The organism is Peribacillus sp. NPDC058075 (assembly GCF_042885195.1).
In the GTDB taxonomy this organism is placed as follows: Bacteria; Bacillota; Bacilli; order Bacillales; family DSM-1321; genus Peribacillus.
In genome coordinates this window covers 2620129-2637454 of record NZ_JBHVSL010000001.1, presented here as the reverse complement: position 1 = coordinate 2637454, position 17326 = coordinate 2620129, and the positions used below count along the sequence as shown (strand labels likewise).

At 41.0% G+C, this 17326-nt stretch carries 16 protein-coding genes; all 16 read left to right on the top strand.

Going from position 1 to position 17326, the window contains the following annotated elements:
• Positions 1–24: 24 nt before the first annotated feature.
• The 16 genes from ACFVS1_RS13070 (at position 25) to ACFVS1_RS12995 (ending at position 17131) form a co-directional block, all read left to right on the top strand.
• The gene (locus tag ACFVS1_RS13070; protein ID WP_387547949.1) at positions 25–1560 is read left to right on the top strand and encodes an ABC transporter ATP-binding protein; all 1536 of its coding nucleotides are present in this window, start codon (positions 25–27) and stop codon (positions 1558–1560) included.
• Positions 1553–2596, top strand: coding sequence for an ABC transporter permease (locus ACFVS1_RS13065; RefSeq protein WP_352921383.1), 1044 nt, complete (start codon positions 1553–1555; stop codon positions 2594–2596). Before ACFVS1_RS13070 ends, ACFVS1_RS13065 begins: the two co-directional genes overlap by 8 nt.
• Complete coding sequence (locus tag ACFVS1_RS13060) at positions 2597–3556, top strand: ABC transporter permease (RefSeq protein WP_352921381.1); 960 nt, start codon at positions 2597–2599, stop codon at positions 3554–3556.
• Between the two features lie 211 nt (positions 3557–3767).
• Positions 3768–5048 (top strand): EF-P 5-aminopentanol modification-associated protein YfmF, encoded by a 1281-nt coding sequence (gene yfmF, locus ACFVS1_RS13055; RefSeq protein WP_387547945.1) that lies wholly within the window; start codon positions 3768–3770, stop codon positions 5046–5048.
• Positions 5048–6334 (top strand): EF-P 5-aminopentanol modification-associated protein YfmH, encoded by a 1287-nt coding sequence (yfmH, locus tag ACFVS1_RS13050; protein WP_387547942.1) that lies wholly within the window; start codon positions 5048–5050, stop codon positions 6332–6334. Before yfmF ends, yfmH begins: the two co-directional genes overlap by 1 nt.
• 19 nt (positions 6335–6353) lie before the next feature.
• Entirely contained in the window at positions 6354–7079 is a 726-nt protein-coding gene (gene ymfI / locus ACFVS1_RS13045) for an elongation factor P 5-aminopentanone reductase (protein ID WP_352921377.1), read from the top strand.
• A gap of 80 nt (positions 7080–7159) precedes the next feature.
• Positions 7160–7417 (top strand): DUF3243 domain-containing protein, encoded by a 258-nt coding sequence (locus ACFVS1_RS13040; protein WP_283917438.1) that lies wholly within the window; start codon positions 7160–7162, stop codon positions 7415–7417.
• 241 nt (positions 7418–7658) lie between these two features.
• The gene (locus ACFVS1_RS13035) at positions 7659–8450 is read left to right on the top strand and encodes a DUF3388 domain-containing protein (RefSeq protein ID WP_034313530.1); all 792 of its coding nucleotides are present in this window, start codon (positions 7659–7661) and stop codon (positions 8448–8450) included.
• Between the two features lie 8 nt (positions 8451–8458).
• Entirely contained in the window at positions 8459–9367 is a 909-nt protein-coding gene (locus tag ACFVS1_RS13030; RefSeq protein WP_387547938.1) for a helix-turn-helix domain-containing protein, read from the top strand.
• 164 nt (positions 9368–9531) lie between these two features.
• Entirely contained in the window at positions 9532–10116 is a 585-nt protein-coding gene (pgsA, locus tag ACFVS1_RS13025; protein WP_352921373.1) for a CDP-diacylglycerol--glycerol-3-phosphate 3-phosphatidyltransferase, read from the top strand.
• A 23-nt stretch (positions 10117–10139) separates the two neighbouring features.
• Positions 10140–11372, top strand: a complete 1233-nt coding sequence (locus ACFVS1_RS13020; protein WP_387547936.1) for a competence/damage-inducible protein A — start codon at positions 10140–10142, stop codon at positions 11370–11372.
• Between the two features lie 346 nt (positions 11373–11718).
• On the top strand, positions 11719–12765 hold the full coding sequence (gene recA / locus ACFVS1_RS13015; RefSeq protein ID WP_207437422.1) for a recombinase RecA: 1047 nt from the start codon (positions 11719–11721) through the stop codon (positions 12763–12765).
• 354 nt (positions 12766–13119) lie between these two features.
• Positions 13120–14679 (top strand): ribonuclease Y, encoded by a 1560-nt coding sequence (gene rny / locus ACFVS1_RS13010; RefSeq protein ID WP_063231807.1) that lies wholly within the window; start codon positions 13120–13122, stop codon positions 14677–14679.
• A 151-nt stretch (positions 14680–14830) separates the two neighbouring features.
• Positions 14831–15628, top strand: coding sequence for a TIGR00282 family metallophosphoesterase (locus tag ACFVS1_RS13005; protein ID WP_387547933.1), 798 nt, complete (start codon positions 14831–14833; stop codon positions 15626–15628).
• A 173-nt stretch (positions 15629–15801) separates the two neighbouring features.
• A complete protein-coding gene (gene spoVS / locus ACFVS1_RS13000; protein ID WP_029281188.1) occupies positions 15802–16062 on the top strand; it encodes a stage V sporulation protein SpoVS in 261 nt (86 codons plus the stop codon).
• A 133-nt stretch (positions 16063–16195) separates the two neighbouring features.
• A complete protein-coding gene (locus tag ACFVS1_RS12995) occupies positions 16196–17131 on the top strand; it encodes a dipeptidase (RefSeq protein ID WP_387547931.1) in 936 nt (311 codons plus the stop codon).
• The last annotated feature ends 195 nt before the right edge of the window (positions 17132–17326 follow it).

Sequence of the window (17326 nt, the reverse complement as noted above, 5' to 3'; positions counted from 1 at the left end):
CATTTCTATAGGAGTTGATTATACGTGGAACATGTAATTGAGATGCTTAATATCCGTAAAGAATTCCCAGGTATTATTGCAAATGATAATATAACCCTTCAGGTGAAAAAAGGGGAGATTCACGCATTGCTAGGCGAAAATGGAGCTGGAAAATCCACGCTAATGAATGTACTATTTGGATTATATCAGCCAGAGCAGGGAGAAATCCGTGTGAATGAGAAGGTTGTTCAGATTACAAGTCCGAATGTTGCCAATGACCTCGGAATTGGAATGGTGCATCAACATTTTATGCTGGTAGATCCATTTACAGTTACCGAAAATATCATTCTTGGAAAAGAACCATCGAAATATGGAAAGGTTAATGTAAAGAAAGCGAGTGAAGAGGTAAGGAAACTTTCGGAACGGTACCATTTAAGTGTGGATCCAGATGCGAAAATTGCTGATATTTCCGTTGGGATGCAGCAAAGGGTGGAAATATTGAAAACCTTGTACCGAGGTGCGGAAATTCTGATTTTTGATGAACCTACTGCTGTATTGACACCTCAGGAAATAAAAGAATTGATCACGATCATGAAAGCCCTTATTAAGGAAGGAAAGTCCATTATCCTGATTACCCATAAGTTAAAGGAAATTATGGAGGTTTGCGATCGAGTCACGGTTATTAGAAAAGGCAAGGGCATTGGGACAGTGAATGTTAAAGAAACAAATCCCGATGAACTAGCCAGTTTAATGGTTGGAAGGGATGTCGTTTTTAAAACGAAAAAATCAGTAGCGAATCCTCAAGAAGTCGTTTTAGAAGTGAAGAATCTGGAAGTGAAAGATTCCCGTGGTGTATCTGCTGTTCATAACCTTGACCTTTCTGTACGTGCTGGTGAAATAATTGGCATTGCCGGAGTGGATGGCAACGGACAGTCCGAACTTATCGAGGCTCTTACAGGATTGAAGAAAGTGACCACTGGAACTATATCATTGAACGGAAAACAGATACAGAATATGAAACCTCGTAAAATCACTGAGGCTGGAGTAGGGCATATACCTGAAGATCGTCATAAACATGGGCTTGTCCTGGACTTTAGCATTGGTGAAAACATCGTACTGCAAACATATTATCAAGAGCCTTTTTCATCAGGCGGCATTTTGCACGCTAAGAAAATCTTTGAAAAGGCTCGTACGATCATTAAAGAATATGATGTTAGGACACCTGATGAATATACGCCTGCCCGGGCACTATCAGGAGGAAATCAGCAAAAAGCAATCATTGGTCGAGAAGTGGATAGAAACCCTGATTTATTGATTGCGGCACAGCCTACACGTGGGTTGGATGTCGGTGCTATCGAGTTCATCCACCGTCGGTTGATTGAACAGCGTGATGCTGGTAAAGCCGTTCTTCTGATCTCTTTTGAACTAGATGAAGTAATGAATGTCAGTGATCGAATCGCCGTCATTTATGAAGGAGAAATAGTTGCAATTGTGGATCCTAAAGAAACGACAGAACAGGAATTGGGATTATTAATGGCTGGAAGTAAGCGTCCGGAAGCAGGTGAAAGAGAACATGTCTAAATATTTTTATAAATTAACGAGTCCATTATTTGCTGTCATCCTTGGATTGCTTGCTGGAGCAGTTATCATGTTGGTGAGTGGATATAATCCAGTTGAAGGATATGGGGCAATGTTGGCTGGAATCGTTGGCGATTCCTATTATGCAGGCGAAACTTTACGAACAATCATACCGTATATCCTTGCTGGTTTAGCCGTTGCCTTCGCGTTTAGAACAGGTTTGTTCAATATTGGAGTTGAAGGTCAATTAATCGTTGGCTGGCTTGCAGCAGTTTGGGTTGGAGTCGCTTTTGATCTCCCGAAAATCATCCACTTACCATTAGCAATACTTGCAGGAGCTGTAGCTGGATCGCTTTGGGCCTTTATTCCAGGGTATTTGAAGGCTAAATTCCGCGTACATGAAGTAATTGTATCCATCATGCTAAATTACACGGCTTTGTATGTAACCAATTACTTAATACAAAACGTTATTTCCGATAATCAGGACAAAACGGAACGGATTGCTGAAACAGCGTCCCTTCGTTCCCCATTTTTTGAGAGTTTAACAGATTTCTCCCGACTTCATTGGGGAATCTTCATAGCGATCATCTGTGTATTCATTATGTGGTTCATCTTGGAAAAGACAAAAACCGGCTTCGAGTTGAAAGCTGTTGGATTTAATCAGCAGGCTTCCGAGTATTCCGGAATGAGTGTAAACAAAAATATCATTCTATCCATGGTCATTTCAGGTGCATTTGCAGGTTTAGCTGGAGCGATGGAAGGTCTGGGGACTTTTGGTTATGCAGCCATTAAAGGTGGATTTACGGGAATCGGTTTTGATGGGATTGCCGTTGCGTTATTGGGAGCCAACTCAGCAATCGGGGTTGTCCTGGCGGCTTTCTTGTTCGGTGGACTTAAAGCAGGGGCAATCAATATGCCATTACAGACCGGCATTCCAAGTGAAATTGTTGATATTGTCATTGCATTAATTATATTTTTTGTTGCATCCAGCTATTTTATCCGCTGGATTGTGCAAAGCTTTAAGAAGGGGGCGAAATAAGTGGACATTTATCAAGTGCTACAAATCATCATTCCGTCCATGATTGCTTACGCTGCCCCGCTGATTTTCACTGCGCTTGGTGGTGTATTTTCTGAACGATCTGGTGTTATCAATATAGGGCTGGAAGGGCTAATGGTAATTGGAGCCTTCACAGGAATCGTTTTCAACTTAATGTATGCAGATGTATTGGGGGCCTGGACACCATGGCTTTCCGTTTTAGTCGCCATGATTGCTGCGTTGCTATTTTCAGCGCTACATGCAGTTGCGTCCATAACATTCCGCGCGGATCAAACCGTAAGCGGGGTGGCTATAAACTTATTGGCAGTGGGGCTTACCTTATTTCTTGTTAAGAAGATTTATGATAAAGGTCAAACGGATATTATCACCGAAACTTTCCCGAGGATAGATATTCCTTTGCTAAGTGATATCCCTATTATAGGTCCTATATTATTCTCGAACGGCTACTATATTGCTTATCTGGCAATTATTGTGGCAATTTTCGTTTGGTATATCATTTTTAAAACATCATTTGGACTTCGCCTCCGGTCTGTAGGGGAGCATCCGATGGCTGCTGATACAATGGGCATAAATGTGACCAAGATCCGTTATCAGGCTGTCCTTCTATCAGGAGCCTTTGCCGGTATCGGGGGAGCCATCCATGCGACTTTATTTGCGAATGACTTTAGTCATACGACCATCAATGGTCAAGGTTTCATGGCCATTGCCGCCATGATTTTTGGTAAATGGAATCCGCTTGGAGCAATGGGAGCTGCGTTATTCTTTGGTTTGGCACAAAGTTTAAGCATCGTCGGTTCCAGCCTTCCGTTTATAAAAGACATACCGTCCGTTTTCTTATTGATAATGCCATATATCTTGACGATTATTGCACTAACTGGTTTCATTGGACGTGCAGATGCTCCGAAAGCATCCGGACAGCCATACATCAAAGGGAAAAGATAAGGATTGAACCGGTCAGCAACTTTGCTGGCCGGTTTTTTCTCTTGAGATTGGAGCCGTAAGTGATGGTGAGGCCGGTGAAATACCAAAAAAAGTAGCTGTAACTTGCATGATTTTTCCTTTCACATGTATATTTTAAGTAGATGTTTAAAAGGGTTCCGATCTACAAACAATAAGCTAATAAAGGTGATTTATATAATGAGGAGGATTATTCATGTCTATTGCTTCCGATACAATTACGGAAAAAAGCGGCTACAAGCTTCATGTGGTCCGGACGGATAAATATAAAACGAATACTCTTGTACTGAAATTGAAAGCCCCGTTGACAAAAGAGGACGTTACATATCGCGCATTGCTGCCATATGTGTTACAAAGCAATACAAGTAAATATCCTACAACACCCGAGCTTCGATCGTATCTCGATGATTTATATGGAGCAGGGTTTTATGTTGATGTAGCTAAAAAAGGCGAATATCAAATCATAAGTTTTACGATCGATATCGTCAATGAAAAATTCCTTAATGATTCAACCCCTCTCCTCGAAAAGGCTTTTGGGTTATTATCAGAGGTGATCTTTAATCCGAAGAAGAAAGGCGAAGCCTTTGACCCTAAAACGGTTTCCAATGAAATCCGTTCTTTAAAACAACGGATTCAGTCCATTTCCGATGACAAAATGCGATATTCAGCTATACGCCTTGTAGAGGAAATGTGCAAAAACGAACCATATGCTTTAGAAGCGAGCGGTAATCTACAAGACTTGGAAACGATGACTCCTGAGTCCCTTTTCGCCTATTATAAAAAAGTGCTGGCGGAGGATGAAATCGATTTATACGTAATCGGTGACATCGATGAATCGGAAGTGCAGGCCCTGGCTGACAAGTATGTTTCATTGCAAGAAAGAGTTCCTGTGAGACTGCCACGGAAGACGGGCAAGGTAGTGGAGAAGGAAAAAGAAATCATTGAGAATTCGGATGTGAAGCAAGGGAAATTGAATATCGGTTATCGAACCCAAGTTGCCTACGGTGATCCGGATTATTATGCACTTCAGCTTTTCAATGGGATTTTTGGTGGCTTTTCACATTCCAAACTTTTCATCAATGTCCGGGAGAAAGCCAGCCTTGCTTATTATGCAGCTTCGAGGCTCGAAAGTCATAAAGGTCTATTAATGGTCATGGCCGGCATTGAAAATGCCAACTACAAGCAGGCATTGGATATCATTCATGCACAAATGAAGGAAATGAAGCAAGGGAACTTTTCTGAAGAAGAGCTGGCACAGACAAAGGCGGTCGTAAAGAATCAACTCCTTGAAACCATTGACGTTTCGAGAGGACTTGTGGAAATCTTATATCATAATGTGGTTTCCGGGCATGATATATCACTCGACGAGTGGTTTGCAAACACAGAGCGGACGACAAAGGAAGAAATCATTGCAGTTGGTCAAAAGATTCAGCTTGATACGATTTATTTCCTAACGGAAGAGGAGGTGCAAGGGTAATGGAAAAAATAGCATTCACTCAATTGAAAGAAGAACTTTTCCATGAAAAAATGGATAATGGCCTAGAAGTGTATATTCTTCCGAAAACTGGCTTCAATAAATCATTTGCCACTTTCACGACGAAATATGGTTCGATTGACAACCATTTCAAACCATTGAATGAAACGGAATTCACTAAAGTACCTGATGGGATTGCCCATTTTCTTGAACATAAGCTTTTTGAAAAGGAAGATGGAGATGTTTTTCAGCAATTTTCAAAGCAGGGAGCATCTGCAAATGCCTTTACTTCTTTCACCCGTACAGCTTATTTATTTTCCAGCACGTCCGATTTCGAGAGGAACCTAACTACCTTAATCGACTTTGTCCAGGATCCTTACTTTTCGGAAAAGACGGTAGAGAAGGAAAAAGGAATCATTGGACAGGAAATCAATATGTATGATGATAATGCGGACTGGCGATTATATTTCGGGACGATAGCCAATATGTATCATCAGCATCCCGTAAAAATCGATATTGCCGGTACTGTGGAATCCATTGCAGATATTACGAAGGATATGCTTTACGAATGTTATAATACGTTTTATCATCCTAGCAACATGCTCCTATTCGTTGTAGGACCGGTGGATGTCGAAAGCACCATGAAGCTGATCCGGGATAATCAAAATAATAAAGGGTACAACGAACAACCTGAGGTGGAACGTAAGGTTGACCAAGAGCCGGAAATTGTTGCCAAGGACAAGGAAGTCTTAAGAATGAATGTCCAGACACCTAAAGTGATGCTGGGAATCAAGGCGACCAATGTCCATCAATCCGGTTTACAGCTTTTGAAAAGGGAATTGGCAACCAATATTTATCTGGAGATGCTGTTCGGCAAAAGTTCACCTTTGCATGAAGAGCTATATGAGGAAGGGTTGATTGATCAAAGCTTCTCATATGATTATACACAGGAACAAGGTTTTGGATTTGCGTTAATTGGCGGGGACAGTGCCAAACCTGATGAGTTGACGGAGTCTTTATTTGGTATCCTGCAAAAATCAAAAGCCGGAACCGGCCTGAATGAAGAAAGCCTGCAAAGGACAATCAAGAAAAAAATCGGTTCGTTCCTTCGTTCTCTGAATTCGCCGGAATATATAGCGAATCAATTCACCAGATATGCATTCAATGATATGAACTTGTTCGATGTTGTATCAGTATTGGAAAAACTAACGATTGAAGATATCAGGGAGTTCGCCAAGGACTTAATATCCGATGAACGGATGACAGTCTGTCAGGTACTTCCTAAATAATATAAAAGGGGGCTCGAATGTGGGGAAACGTTTTGCCCTTATTACTGGAGCCAGTGGAGGAATCGGCCGGGAAATCGCTATAAAGCTCGCCGAGGAGAATTATTCACTTTATTTACATTATAACAGCAATGAAGAAGCGATACTTGAACTGATTGAAGAACTGAAGCCCCATCAAGTCGAACTTATTCCGGTTCAAGCGGATTTGGCTGCACCGGATGGATACAAGAAATTGGCTGAAAATATTTTTGCCCTACATGCAATCGTCCTCAATAGCGGCAATAGCTATTATGGACTAATATCAGATATGGAAGAAAAAATCGTTAATGAAATGGTGCAGCTGCATGTAACGAGCCCTTTCCAATTAACAAAGGAACTGCTTCCAAAGCTTATGTACCAAGAACAGGCTGCCATCGTTGCGGTCACATCGATTTGGGGGCAGACAGGTGCATCCTGTGAAGTATTATATTCAATGGTCAAGGGCAGTCAAAATGCTTTTATCAAGGCGCTTAGCAAAGAAGTCTCGCTTAATGGAATCCGGGTGAATGCCGTTGCCCCCGGTGCGATTTCCACTTCCATGCTCGAATCATTCAGTGCAGAAGATCTGGAGATCATCAAAGGCGATATCCCGATGGGCAGGATGGGGCATTCCAAAGAAGTCGCAGAGGCCGTTTACTATTTGCTTTCCGACAAGTCATCCTATATAACCGGGCAAATTTTAGGCGTAAATGGCGGATGGTACACATGATTTTTTTTAAGACATGTATAATTTCCTCGGTTCCTTCACAAAATATCTATGTACTATTTTGAAGGAAAGGGTGACCATTCATGTCTGTACTGGACAATTGGGATCAATGGAAAAACTTTTTAGGCGACAGATTAAATCAAGGTGAACAACAAGGCTTGTCAGAAGGCGCTGTTAACAACTTGGCTTTCGAAATCGGTGATTACCTGGCTAATCAGGTTGAGCCCCAGAATGATCAAGAGAAAGTGCTTGCTGATCTTTGGTCAGTTGCAAGCGATGAAGAAAAACACGCCATGGCAAGTGTCATGGTCAAGTTAGTCGAGAACAATGGAACGAAGTAAAATATCTCTCCAAAGGCCCTGTTATAAATTAACAGGGCCTTTTGGATTTAAGTGGATGATTATTTATCTTCTTATATAAAAATGAATATTTTTCTAGGGTTTTTCCTTTTAACTTATCACGAAATGCTATATTATAGAAGCTAGACAATTAATAAAAAAGTGTTCAGACCTTGAAATTTACGATGGATAAGTTTTTTGCCCCTGAGTAGGGTGAAAGCTTTTAGGCTTAAGGAGTGTTATCGTGGATAATAAAGAATGGTATTTTGAATATGAAATCCAAGTCAACCGTCCTGGTTTATTAGGGGATATTTCATCCCTTCTGGGTATGCTTTCCATTAATATCATCACCATTAACGGGGTCGATGAAGGCAGGCGTGGTTTACTTTTGTTGGCGAAAGACAGCCGTAATATAGAGAGATTCGAGTCAATTCTCCGTACTATGGATACGATAAAGGTCATTAAGCTGAGGGAACCTAAATTGCGTGATCGCCTCGCAGTCAGGCATGGACGTTATATTCAGCGCGATGCCGATGAGAAAAACACCTTTAGGTTTGTCCGTGATGAACTGGGCTTGCTTGTCGATTTCCTGGCCGAGCTGTTTAAACAGGAAGGTCATAAATTGATCGGGATACGAGGGATGCCTCGTGTCGGGAAAACTGAATCCATCGTAGCGTCGAGTGTATGTGCTAATAAGAGATGGTTGTTTGTGTCATCGACCCTTTTAAAGCAGACTATCCGCAGTCAGCTTATTGAGGATGAATATAATAATGATAATTTGTTCATTTTGGATGGAATTGTTTCCACTCGCCGTGCAAATGAGCGTCATTGGCAGTTAATTCGCGAAATAATGAGGCTTGATGCTGTCAAAGTAATCGAACATCCGGATGTTTTTGTCCAAAATACAGAGTATACCCTCGAAGACTTTGATTATATTATTGAATTGCGAAACAATCCTGAAGAAGAAATAACATATGAAGTTGTCGACCAAAAAGACCAGTTTTCAGGGTCCGATTTTGGTTCCTTTGACTTTTAAAATGGCAGGTGTTTTATTTGACTGAGTTAGGTAATCGATTAAAGGAAGCTAGGGAAGCCAAAGGCCTTAGCTTGGAAGATTTGCAGGAATTAACGAAGATTCAAAAGCGTTACCTTATTGGCATTGAAGAGGGAAATTATAGTATGATGCCTGGAAAGTTCTATGTACGGGCATTCATAAAGCAATATTGTGAAGCGGTCGGACTGGACCCGGAAGAGATTTTCGAACAATATAAAAGTGAAGTGCCATCTATCTATAGCGAGGAATTGCCAGAACAGCTCTCAAGGGTCCAATCCCGGAAAACTATACCGGCAGGAGATTCAAAGGTTGTGGAAATGCTACCTAAGATCTTGGCTGTCGTTTTAGTAATTGGTGCGGCCATTTTGATATGGGTACTGGTATCGAATTATATGAGTAACCCAGATAATGATGATAAAAAGAACGCTAAAGAGAATGAAGCTGTGGGCTATAATAAAAGTGATGGTTTTAACGAAGAAAAAGAGAATGCAGACAAAAAACAGAATGAAGAAAAACCGGATTCAACTGATGAGAAGAATGAAGATGATGAAGTTGTCAAAGATGAAAAGAAAGAGCAAAAACTTGCCGTCACAAGTTCCAGCGGTAAAAATAGTACGTATGAATTAAAAAATACAGATACCTTTAAATTAAAGGTGACCTCAAAAGGCTCACCATGGGTCGGCATAAAAAATGGTGAAGGTAAATTACTATTCCAGGGCACTATCGACAAGGATAAAAGCCAGGAAATTGATTTCACCAATGAAAAAGAAGCTGTCATCAATATAGGCAGAGCATATGAAACTGAGATTTATGTGAATGATGAGAAGCTGGAGTATTCCATTTCACCGACTGAAGTGAATACGCAATTGGTTACGATACAATTTACGAAAGCCGAATAGTCATCTTATAGATGACTATTTTTGCTCTATATAATAGTAAGGTGTCGGGAAATGGATTAACCCGGCATATAAGATTGGATTTTGAGTTAAATTATACATAAGAGCGTATTTTAGATCTAAGACGCAGGCCCGAATGGCAGGCGTAAATTTTGGAGGTAAAAGTTTTGAATCTGCCTAATAAGATTACAGTAGCAAGAATCTGTTTAATACCAGTATTTTTAATCATCATGCTCGTTCCTTTTTCATGGGGGACGCTGACTTGGGGAGAATACAGTTTGCCAGTTGCGCACTTAGCTGGAGCCATCCTCTTTATTATCGCTTCCACTACGGATTGGATCGATGGCCATTTTGCCAGAAAATATAATATGATTACTGATTTAGGGAAATTTTTAGATCCACTGGCTGATAAGCTTCTGGTTTCGGCTGCCTTAATCGTTTTGGTTGATCTAGATTTAATGTACGGTCAATCATGGATCGCCATCGTGATCATAAGCCGCGAGTTTGCAGTAACCGGTTTGCGTTTAGTGCTAGCGGGTACAGGGGAAGTGGTTGCAGCGAACCAGCTTGGTAAAATTAAAACATGGGCACAAATCGTTTCTATTTCGGCTTTATTGCTGCATAACCTTCCATTTGCCCTCATTTCACTTCCATTTGCCAATATCGCATTGTGGATTGCATTAATCTTTACAATCTGGTCAGGCATGGATTATTTTATAAAAAACAAAGAAGTATTTGTTAATTCAAAGTAAAAACGAATGGTGGTTTTGAAAAGATGGATGCAGAAATCATTGCAGTGGGCTCAGAGCTTCTTTTAGGACAAATCAATAACACTAATGGAAGGTTCTTATCGCAGCAGTTTGCGGAAATGGGAATCAACGTTTTTTATCATACTGTGGTAGGGGATAACGACCGCCGTTTACAACAAGCTATAGAAATCGCTGAATCGAGGGCGAACTTGATAGTCTTTACCGGTGGACTCGGTCCTACCAAAGATGATTTAACGAAAGAAACGATTGCTCGCCATATAGGGAAAAAGCTCGTTTTTAATGATGAAGCTTTGCAATCCATTGAAGCTTACTTTCAAAAACGGGAACGGCCGATGACGGAAAACAACAAAAAGCAAGCCCTTGTCTTAGAAGGCAGTGAAGTGTTGGTAAACGATCATGGCATGGCTCCGGGAATGGTCTTGTCCAAATCTGGGATTACATATATGCTTCTCCCTGGTCCGCCAAGTGAAATGGAGCCGATGTTTTTAAGTTATGGTTATGAAAAGATCATGAATAAACTGGAAAAGCATGAGCGGATCGATTCGAAGGTTCTTCGGTTCTACGGTATAGGTGAAGCAGAACTGGAAACGGTGATTGAGGATCTTCTTGTCAATCAAACGAATCCGACAATTGCTCCGCTTGCAGCCGAAGGGGAAGTGACGTTAAGGATTACCGCTAAAGACTCTTCTAAAGAAAAATGCGAAGAGCTTATTTTAGAAGCGGAAAAAGAAATTCTTAGCAGGGTCGGTAAGTTCCATTATGGAAGTGATAATACTTCGCTAATAAAGGAACTTGTAAAAGAATTAACGGTCCGCAAGCTTTCAATTGCGGCAGCTGAAAGCTTGACCGGAGGGATGTTCCAAGAACAGCTGACAACCATACCGGGTGCCGGTAAAGTCTTCAAAGGCGGAATTGTCTGCTATACGAATGATGCGAAGTCGAACGTCCTTGGGGTCAGCGATCATACCATATCTGAGCATGGGGTGGTCAGCGGTGAGTGTGCAATGGAAATGGCCTCTAATGTCCGGAGCAAGCTCGATGCGGATGTAGGCATAAGCTTTACGGGTGTTGCAGGTCCGGATGAACAAGAAGGCAAGCCTGTAGGGACAGTATTCATTGGCATTTCCTATCGGGATGGAAACACTCATTTCAAGGAGTTGAATCTTTCCGGAAGCAGGGCGCAAAACCGGATTCGGAGTGTGAAGTACGGCTGTCATTACCTATTAAGGGATTTATAACGCTATAAGCAGAGCTTTTTACAGCTCTGCTTTTTATTTGGTTTAAGAAGTTTGTTTCTTGGAAAATAGGGAAAAAAAGAAAAAAGTTAATTCAATGAAAATGTTTTTTTAGAGAGCAAGTGAAAGGAAATGGAGATTTCCTTAAGAAAAAACGCTCTTTTACAGAGAATGCCCCGAAAGAAAAAAACGAATGAATGTTCGACTTTTTGCTTGGCAAAATAGTAAAAAGAGTATATAGTAAAGATAGGTTTTGAGACAGGATGCAAACTTTGATCTCGAATAATTGCTAACGTAAGTACACCTTTAATCGGACAGCCGATTATTTGAATATAGAGGAGGAAATTGAGTGAGTGATCGTCAAGCGGCTTTAGATATGGCGTTAAAACAAATTGAAAAACAATTTGGTAAAGGTTCTATTATGAAACTTGGGGAACAGTCTGATCGTAGGATTTCAACGATTTCAAGCGGTTCTTTAGCATTGGACGTAGCATTGGGAGTGGGCGGATATCCAAGAGGCCGGGTCATTGAGATATATGGACCTGAAAGCTCCGGTAAAACGACTGTTGCATTACATGCTATTGCAGAAGTACAAAAGACTGGCGGCACGGCTGCATTCATTGATGCAGAGCATGCTTTAGATCCAGCATATTCAGAAAAACTTGGTGTGAATATAGATGAATTACTTCTTTCACAGCCTGATACGGGTGAACAGGCCTTGGAGATCGCTGAAGCATTAGTTCGAAGTGGAGCTGTAGATATCATTGTCATTGATTCGGTTGCAGCACTTGTTCCTAAAGCTGAAATTGAAGGCGAAATGGGAGATTCCCATATGGGTCTTCAAGCGCGGATGATGTCCCAGGCGCTTAGAAAACTGTCTGGTGCCATTAATAAATCAAATACCATTGCCATTTTCATTAACCAAGTCCGTGAAAAAATCGGTGTTATGTTTGGGAATCCAGAAACGACTCCGGGAGGCCGGGCATTGAAGTTCTATTCAACTGTTCGTCTGGAAGTGCGCCGTGCGGAACAATTAAAACAGGGTAATGAAATCGTCGGTAATAAAACGAAAATCAAGGTTGTAAAAAACAAGGTTGCTCCACCATTCCGTCAAGCAGAAGTTGACATCATGTATGGTCAAGGGATTTCCCAGGAAGGTGAAATCATCGATATGGGTGCAGATCTTGATATCGTCCTTAAAAGCGGTTCGTGGTATTCATACAATGAAGAGCGTGTCGGACAAGGCCGCGAAAATGCGAAGCTGTTCTTGAAAGAAAATCAGGATATCGCTCAGGAAATTTCTCAAAAAATCAGAGATCACTATAATCTCGATGGAGAGCATGAATTACCGCCAGAAGAAAATGAGCCAGAAGAGCATTTTGAATTGCTTGATTAATGGTATTTGGAAAAGGCCTAAGCTTGTTCGCTTAGGCCTTTTCTATATATTTTGAGAAAAGTGTGAAATTTTTCAGCGGAATAAATGGCATTGAAATCAGATTTACAGACTTCTTCCATAAAGAATGCTGTACATTATGATGGTTGATATTAAGAAAACTTGAATAATCATTGATACATAAGGGACAAACGCTTGACAATAAAAATTCTCAACTATACAATTAATATGTATATTTTACAATTTTTCAAACTAAAATTTTGAAAATTAAGTGCTGTATATTGAATTTATGTGCAATGTACTTGCCGACAGTTCAACATTTTATGTAAAAAGTTCATAGCAAGGGGAGGTGAAACGATGGAACCCATGACAATCATCTTCACTTTGCTTGGCCTAATCGTCGGTGCAGTTGTTGGTTATTTTATTCACAAATCAAAATTTGAGAGTAAAATAGCAGGGGCAAAGGGCTCTGCTGAACACATCCTTGAGGATGCAAAACGTGAAGCGGAAGCACTTAAGAAAGAAGCCTTGTTGGAAGCAAAAGATGAAATTCATAAAGTTCGTGCCGATTCGGATCGGGAAGCCCGTGAAAGAAGGAACGAATTACAAAAACAAGAAAATCGGTTATTGCAAAGAGAAGAGAATCTGGACCGCAAGGATGAAACGTTAGACAAACGTGAAAGCCTTTTGGAGAAAAAAGAAGATTCTCTAAACCAAAGACAACAGCATATTGAAGAGATGGAAAGCAAAGTGGACGAGACGGTTCGTAAGCAGCAAACAGAGCTTGAACGTGTTTCCGGTTTAACTCGTGAAGAAGCTAAAGCAATCATTATAGACCGAATGGAAAACGAGCTTGCTCACGATGTAGCGCTTATGATTAAAGAAAGTGATACCCGTGCCAAAGAAGAAGCTGATAAAAAAGCAAAAGAAGTTCTTTCTCTTGCCATTCAGCGTTGTGCGGCTGATCATGTTGCAGAAACCACCGTTTCTGTAGTAAATCTTCCAAACGATGAAATGAAAGGACGGATAATCGGACGTGAAGGTCGAAATATCCGGACGTTAGAAACGCTAACAGGTATTGACCTTATTATCGATGATACTCCTGAAGCTGTCATTTTATCTGGATTCGACCCAATTAGACGGGAAACGGCACGCTTGGCTCTTGAGAAACTTGTTCAGGACGGACGGATCCATCCGGCCCGCATTGAAGAAATGGTTGACAAAGCAAGACGTGAGGTGGATGAACATATTCGTGAAATTGGTGAACAAACAACTTTTGAAGTTGGCGTTCACGGTCTCCATCCAGATCTCATCAAAATACTAGGACGTTTGAAGTTCCGTACCAGTTATGGGCAAAACGTACTTAAACATTCAATTGAAGTGGCACAGCTTTCAGGTTTACTGGCCGCTGAACTTGGTGAGGATGAAGTTCTTGCCCGCCGTGCAGGTTTATTGCATGATATTGGGAAAGCGATTGATCATGAAGTGGAAGGCAGTCACGTTGAAATTGGCGTTGAATTAGCAACCAAATATAAAGAGCACCCAACTGTCATTAACAGCATCGCTTCACATCATGGCGATACGGAACCAACTTCCATCATTTCAGTGCTTGTGGCTGCCGCTGATGCATTATCAGCTGCAAGACCGGGAGCTAGAAGTGAAACGCTTGAAAATTACATTAGAAGACTTGAAAAACTTGAGGAAATTTCCGAATCCTATGATGGAGTGGAAAAATCATTTGCGATTCAAGCCGGACGAGAAGTGCGGATTCTAGTGAAACCAGAACAAATTGATGATCTTTCGGCCCATCGACTCGCACGTGATATCCGGAAAAGGATTGAAGAAGAGCTCGATTACCCTGGTCATATAAAAGTCACGGTCATCCGTGAAACAAGAGCAGTAGAATACGCTAAATAATCGTTAATGAAAGACGAAGTGGTGAAACCACTTCGTTTTTTCTTTTTCGGATGTTAATCGACTTGCGTAATTCTTATAATTACCCCAAATTATGTTACAATACATACTTGAATAATTCATATAATTAGGTGATTCCAGAAAGGGTTTTACAATGAAATTGCTATTTATTGGAGATGTAGTGGGGTCTCCTGGTCGTGATATGGTCCAAGAATACCTTCCTAAGTTAAAAGAAAAGTATCGCCCGCACATAACGGTCATCAATGGCGAGAATGCAGCAAGTGGCCGGGGAATTACAGAAAAGATTTACCGCAGTTTTTTAGAGTGGGGAGCGCAGGCGGTGACCATGGGAAATCATACATGGGATAATCGTGATATTTTCAATTTTATCGATGAAGCGAAATATCTCGTCCGTCCTGCGAACTTTCCAGACGGGGTACCTGGTGAAGGAATGAAATTTTTAAAATTGAACCAATATGAAATAGCAGTCATCAATTTGCAAGCGAGAACATTCATGCCGGATTTGGATTGTCCGTTCAAAAAGGCTGAAGAACTCGTGGCAGAGGCTCAAAAAAAGACACCAATCATCTTTGTCGATTTTCATGGAGAAGCTACAAGTGAAAAGCAGGCTATGGGGTGGTTCTTGGATGGGAAGGTTACAGCTGTTGTCGGGACACACACACACGTCCAGACAGCAGATAACCGTATACTGCCTGGAGGCACCGCTTACATATCTGATGTGGGCATGACAGGACCCTATGATGGCATCCTTGGTATGGGAAGAGATGCAGTCATCCATCGGTTCCTAACCAGCCTTCCGGTTCGTTTCGAAGTGCCAAAAGAGGGGCGGACCCTATTAAGCGGAATTCTGCTTGAAATTGATGATAAAACTGGCAAGGCTAAAAAAATAGAAAGGATACTGATTAACGAAGATCATCCCTTTTATCATTGATTCGAACGGATGGACAGTCAACTGGCCATCCGTTTTTCCATTCATTAATAAATGGTGGACAATCCCGGTTTTCTTTGTCATACAAGTTTTACTTGATGAATATAGTAGCAGTGGAAAGTGTTATAACTATTGAGCCAAGTTAGAATCGGCAGGGAAAACAAGGAGGACTAGGAATGGAAATATTAAAAGTTTCAGCAAAATCTAATCCTAATTCTGTAGCAGGCGCACTAGCGGGAGTGCTCAGGGAAAGAGGAGCAGCCGAAATTCAAGCCATCGGTGCAGGTGCGTTAAATCAAGCCGTCAAGGCAGTAGCAATCGCAAGAGGGTTTGTCGCACCTAGTGGAGTTGACTTGATTTGTATTCCTGCCTTTACAGATATACTTATTGATGGCGAAGAGCGAACGGCAATAAAACTAATCATTGAACCAAGATAATTCCATGTTTGGATGCCCTGTTTGTCGGATGGCGAGCAGGCTCTTTTTTGTCGTGAAATCCAAATGACGAAAAATCCATATCCCTTTATAATGGAATATAGGTTCATAAAAAGGCACAGGAAGGAGGATTACATTGGCGATTTTTGATGCCCATTGTGATGTACTGATGAAGATGTTCATCGATCCGGATATTTCTTTTGCGAATAGTGATAAGTTACATATAAATAAGCGGGGATTATTGGATGAAGGGGGAAAGGTCCAATGTTTTGCAATATATATTCCTGAAAAAGTCCACCCTGATATGAGATTTCAAGCTGCTTTGGCAATGGTCGATATTTTTCATGAAAAGATTTTATCGGAGCCGGAAATGAAATTTATAAAGACCAAGGCAGACATCGAATCTTTAAAAGAAAAGGAAATAGGTGCAATGCTAACTTTGGAGGGGTGCGATTGCATCGGGAATGATTTATTGAAGCTGAAAACCCTTATTCATCTTGGAGTGTCCTCCGTAGGCCTAACTTGGAATTACGCTAACTTGGTAGCGGATGGGGCATTAGAAACAAGAGGGGGCGGCTTGACAGGGTTTGGAACCGAGGTGGTCGCGCAATTGAATGAGAAGTCGATTTGGTGCGATTTATCCCATTTATCCGAAGCGGGATTTTGGGACACCTTAAATTTGGCGAAATTCCCAATTGCCTCCCATTCGAATGCTTACCATCTTTGTCCGCATCCGCGAAATTTAAAAGACGGGCAGATAAAAGCCCTTTTGCAGAAAAATGGTGTGATCGGCGTAACCTTTGTCCCGCAATTTCTGGCAAATGGTGAATCGGCTTCGATCAAGGATATCCTGAAACATATTGAGCATATATGCAGTTTGGGAGGGGAAAGACAAATTGGATTAGGGTCTGACTTCGATGGAATCGATCATATGGTAGAGAATTTGATGTCATATAAGGATTATCATAACTTAATCAATGAACTGAACAGGCTTTATTCCAGTGAGTTTGTAAAAGGTCTCCTTTTTGATAATTTCACTCGTAATTTTCCGCTAGAAAAGGAAATATCTTAAGTGATTTTCAATTCTTACTATATAGATATGAATAAATATTCTGAAAATATAAAAAATAAAAGCAAAAAGGTTGCAATTTGTTGATTTAACCGATAGAATTGAAAGCGTTTAGTACACCTTTCCTAAATTAGAACGATAATTTTACATAGTTGAATGTTCTGAAGAGAGGTGCGGTTAAATGCATTTATATACGAA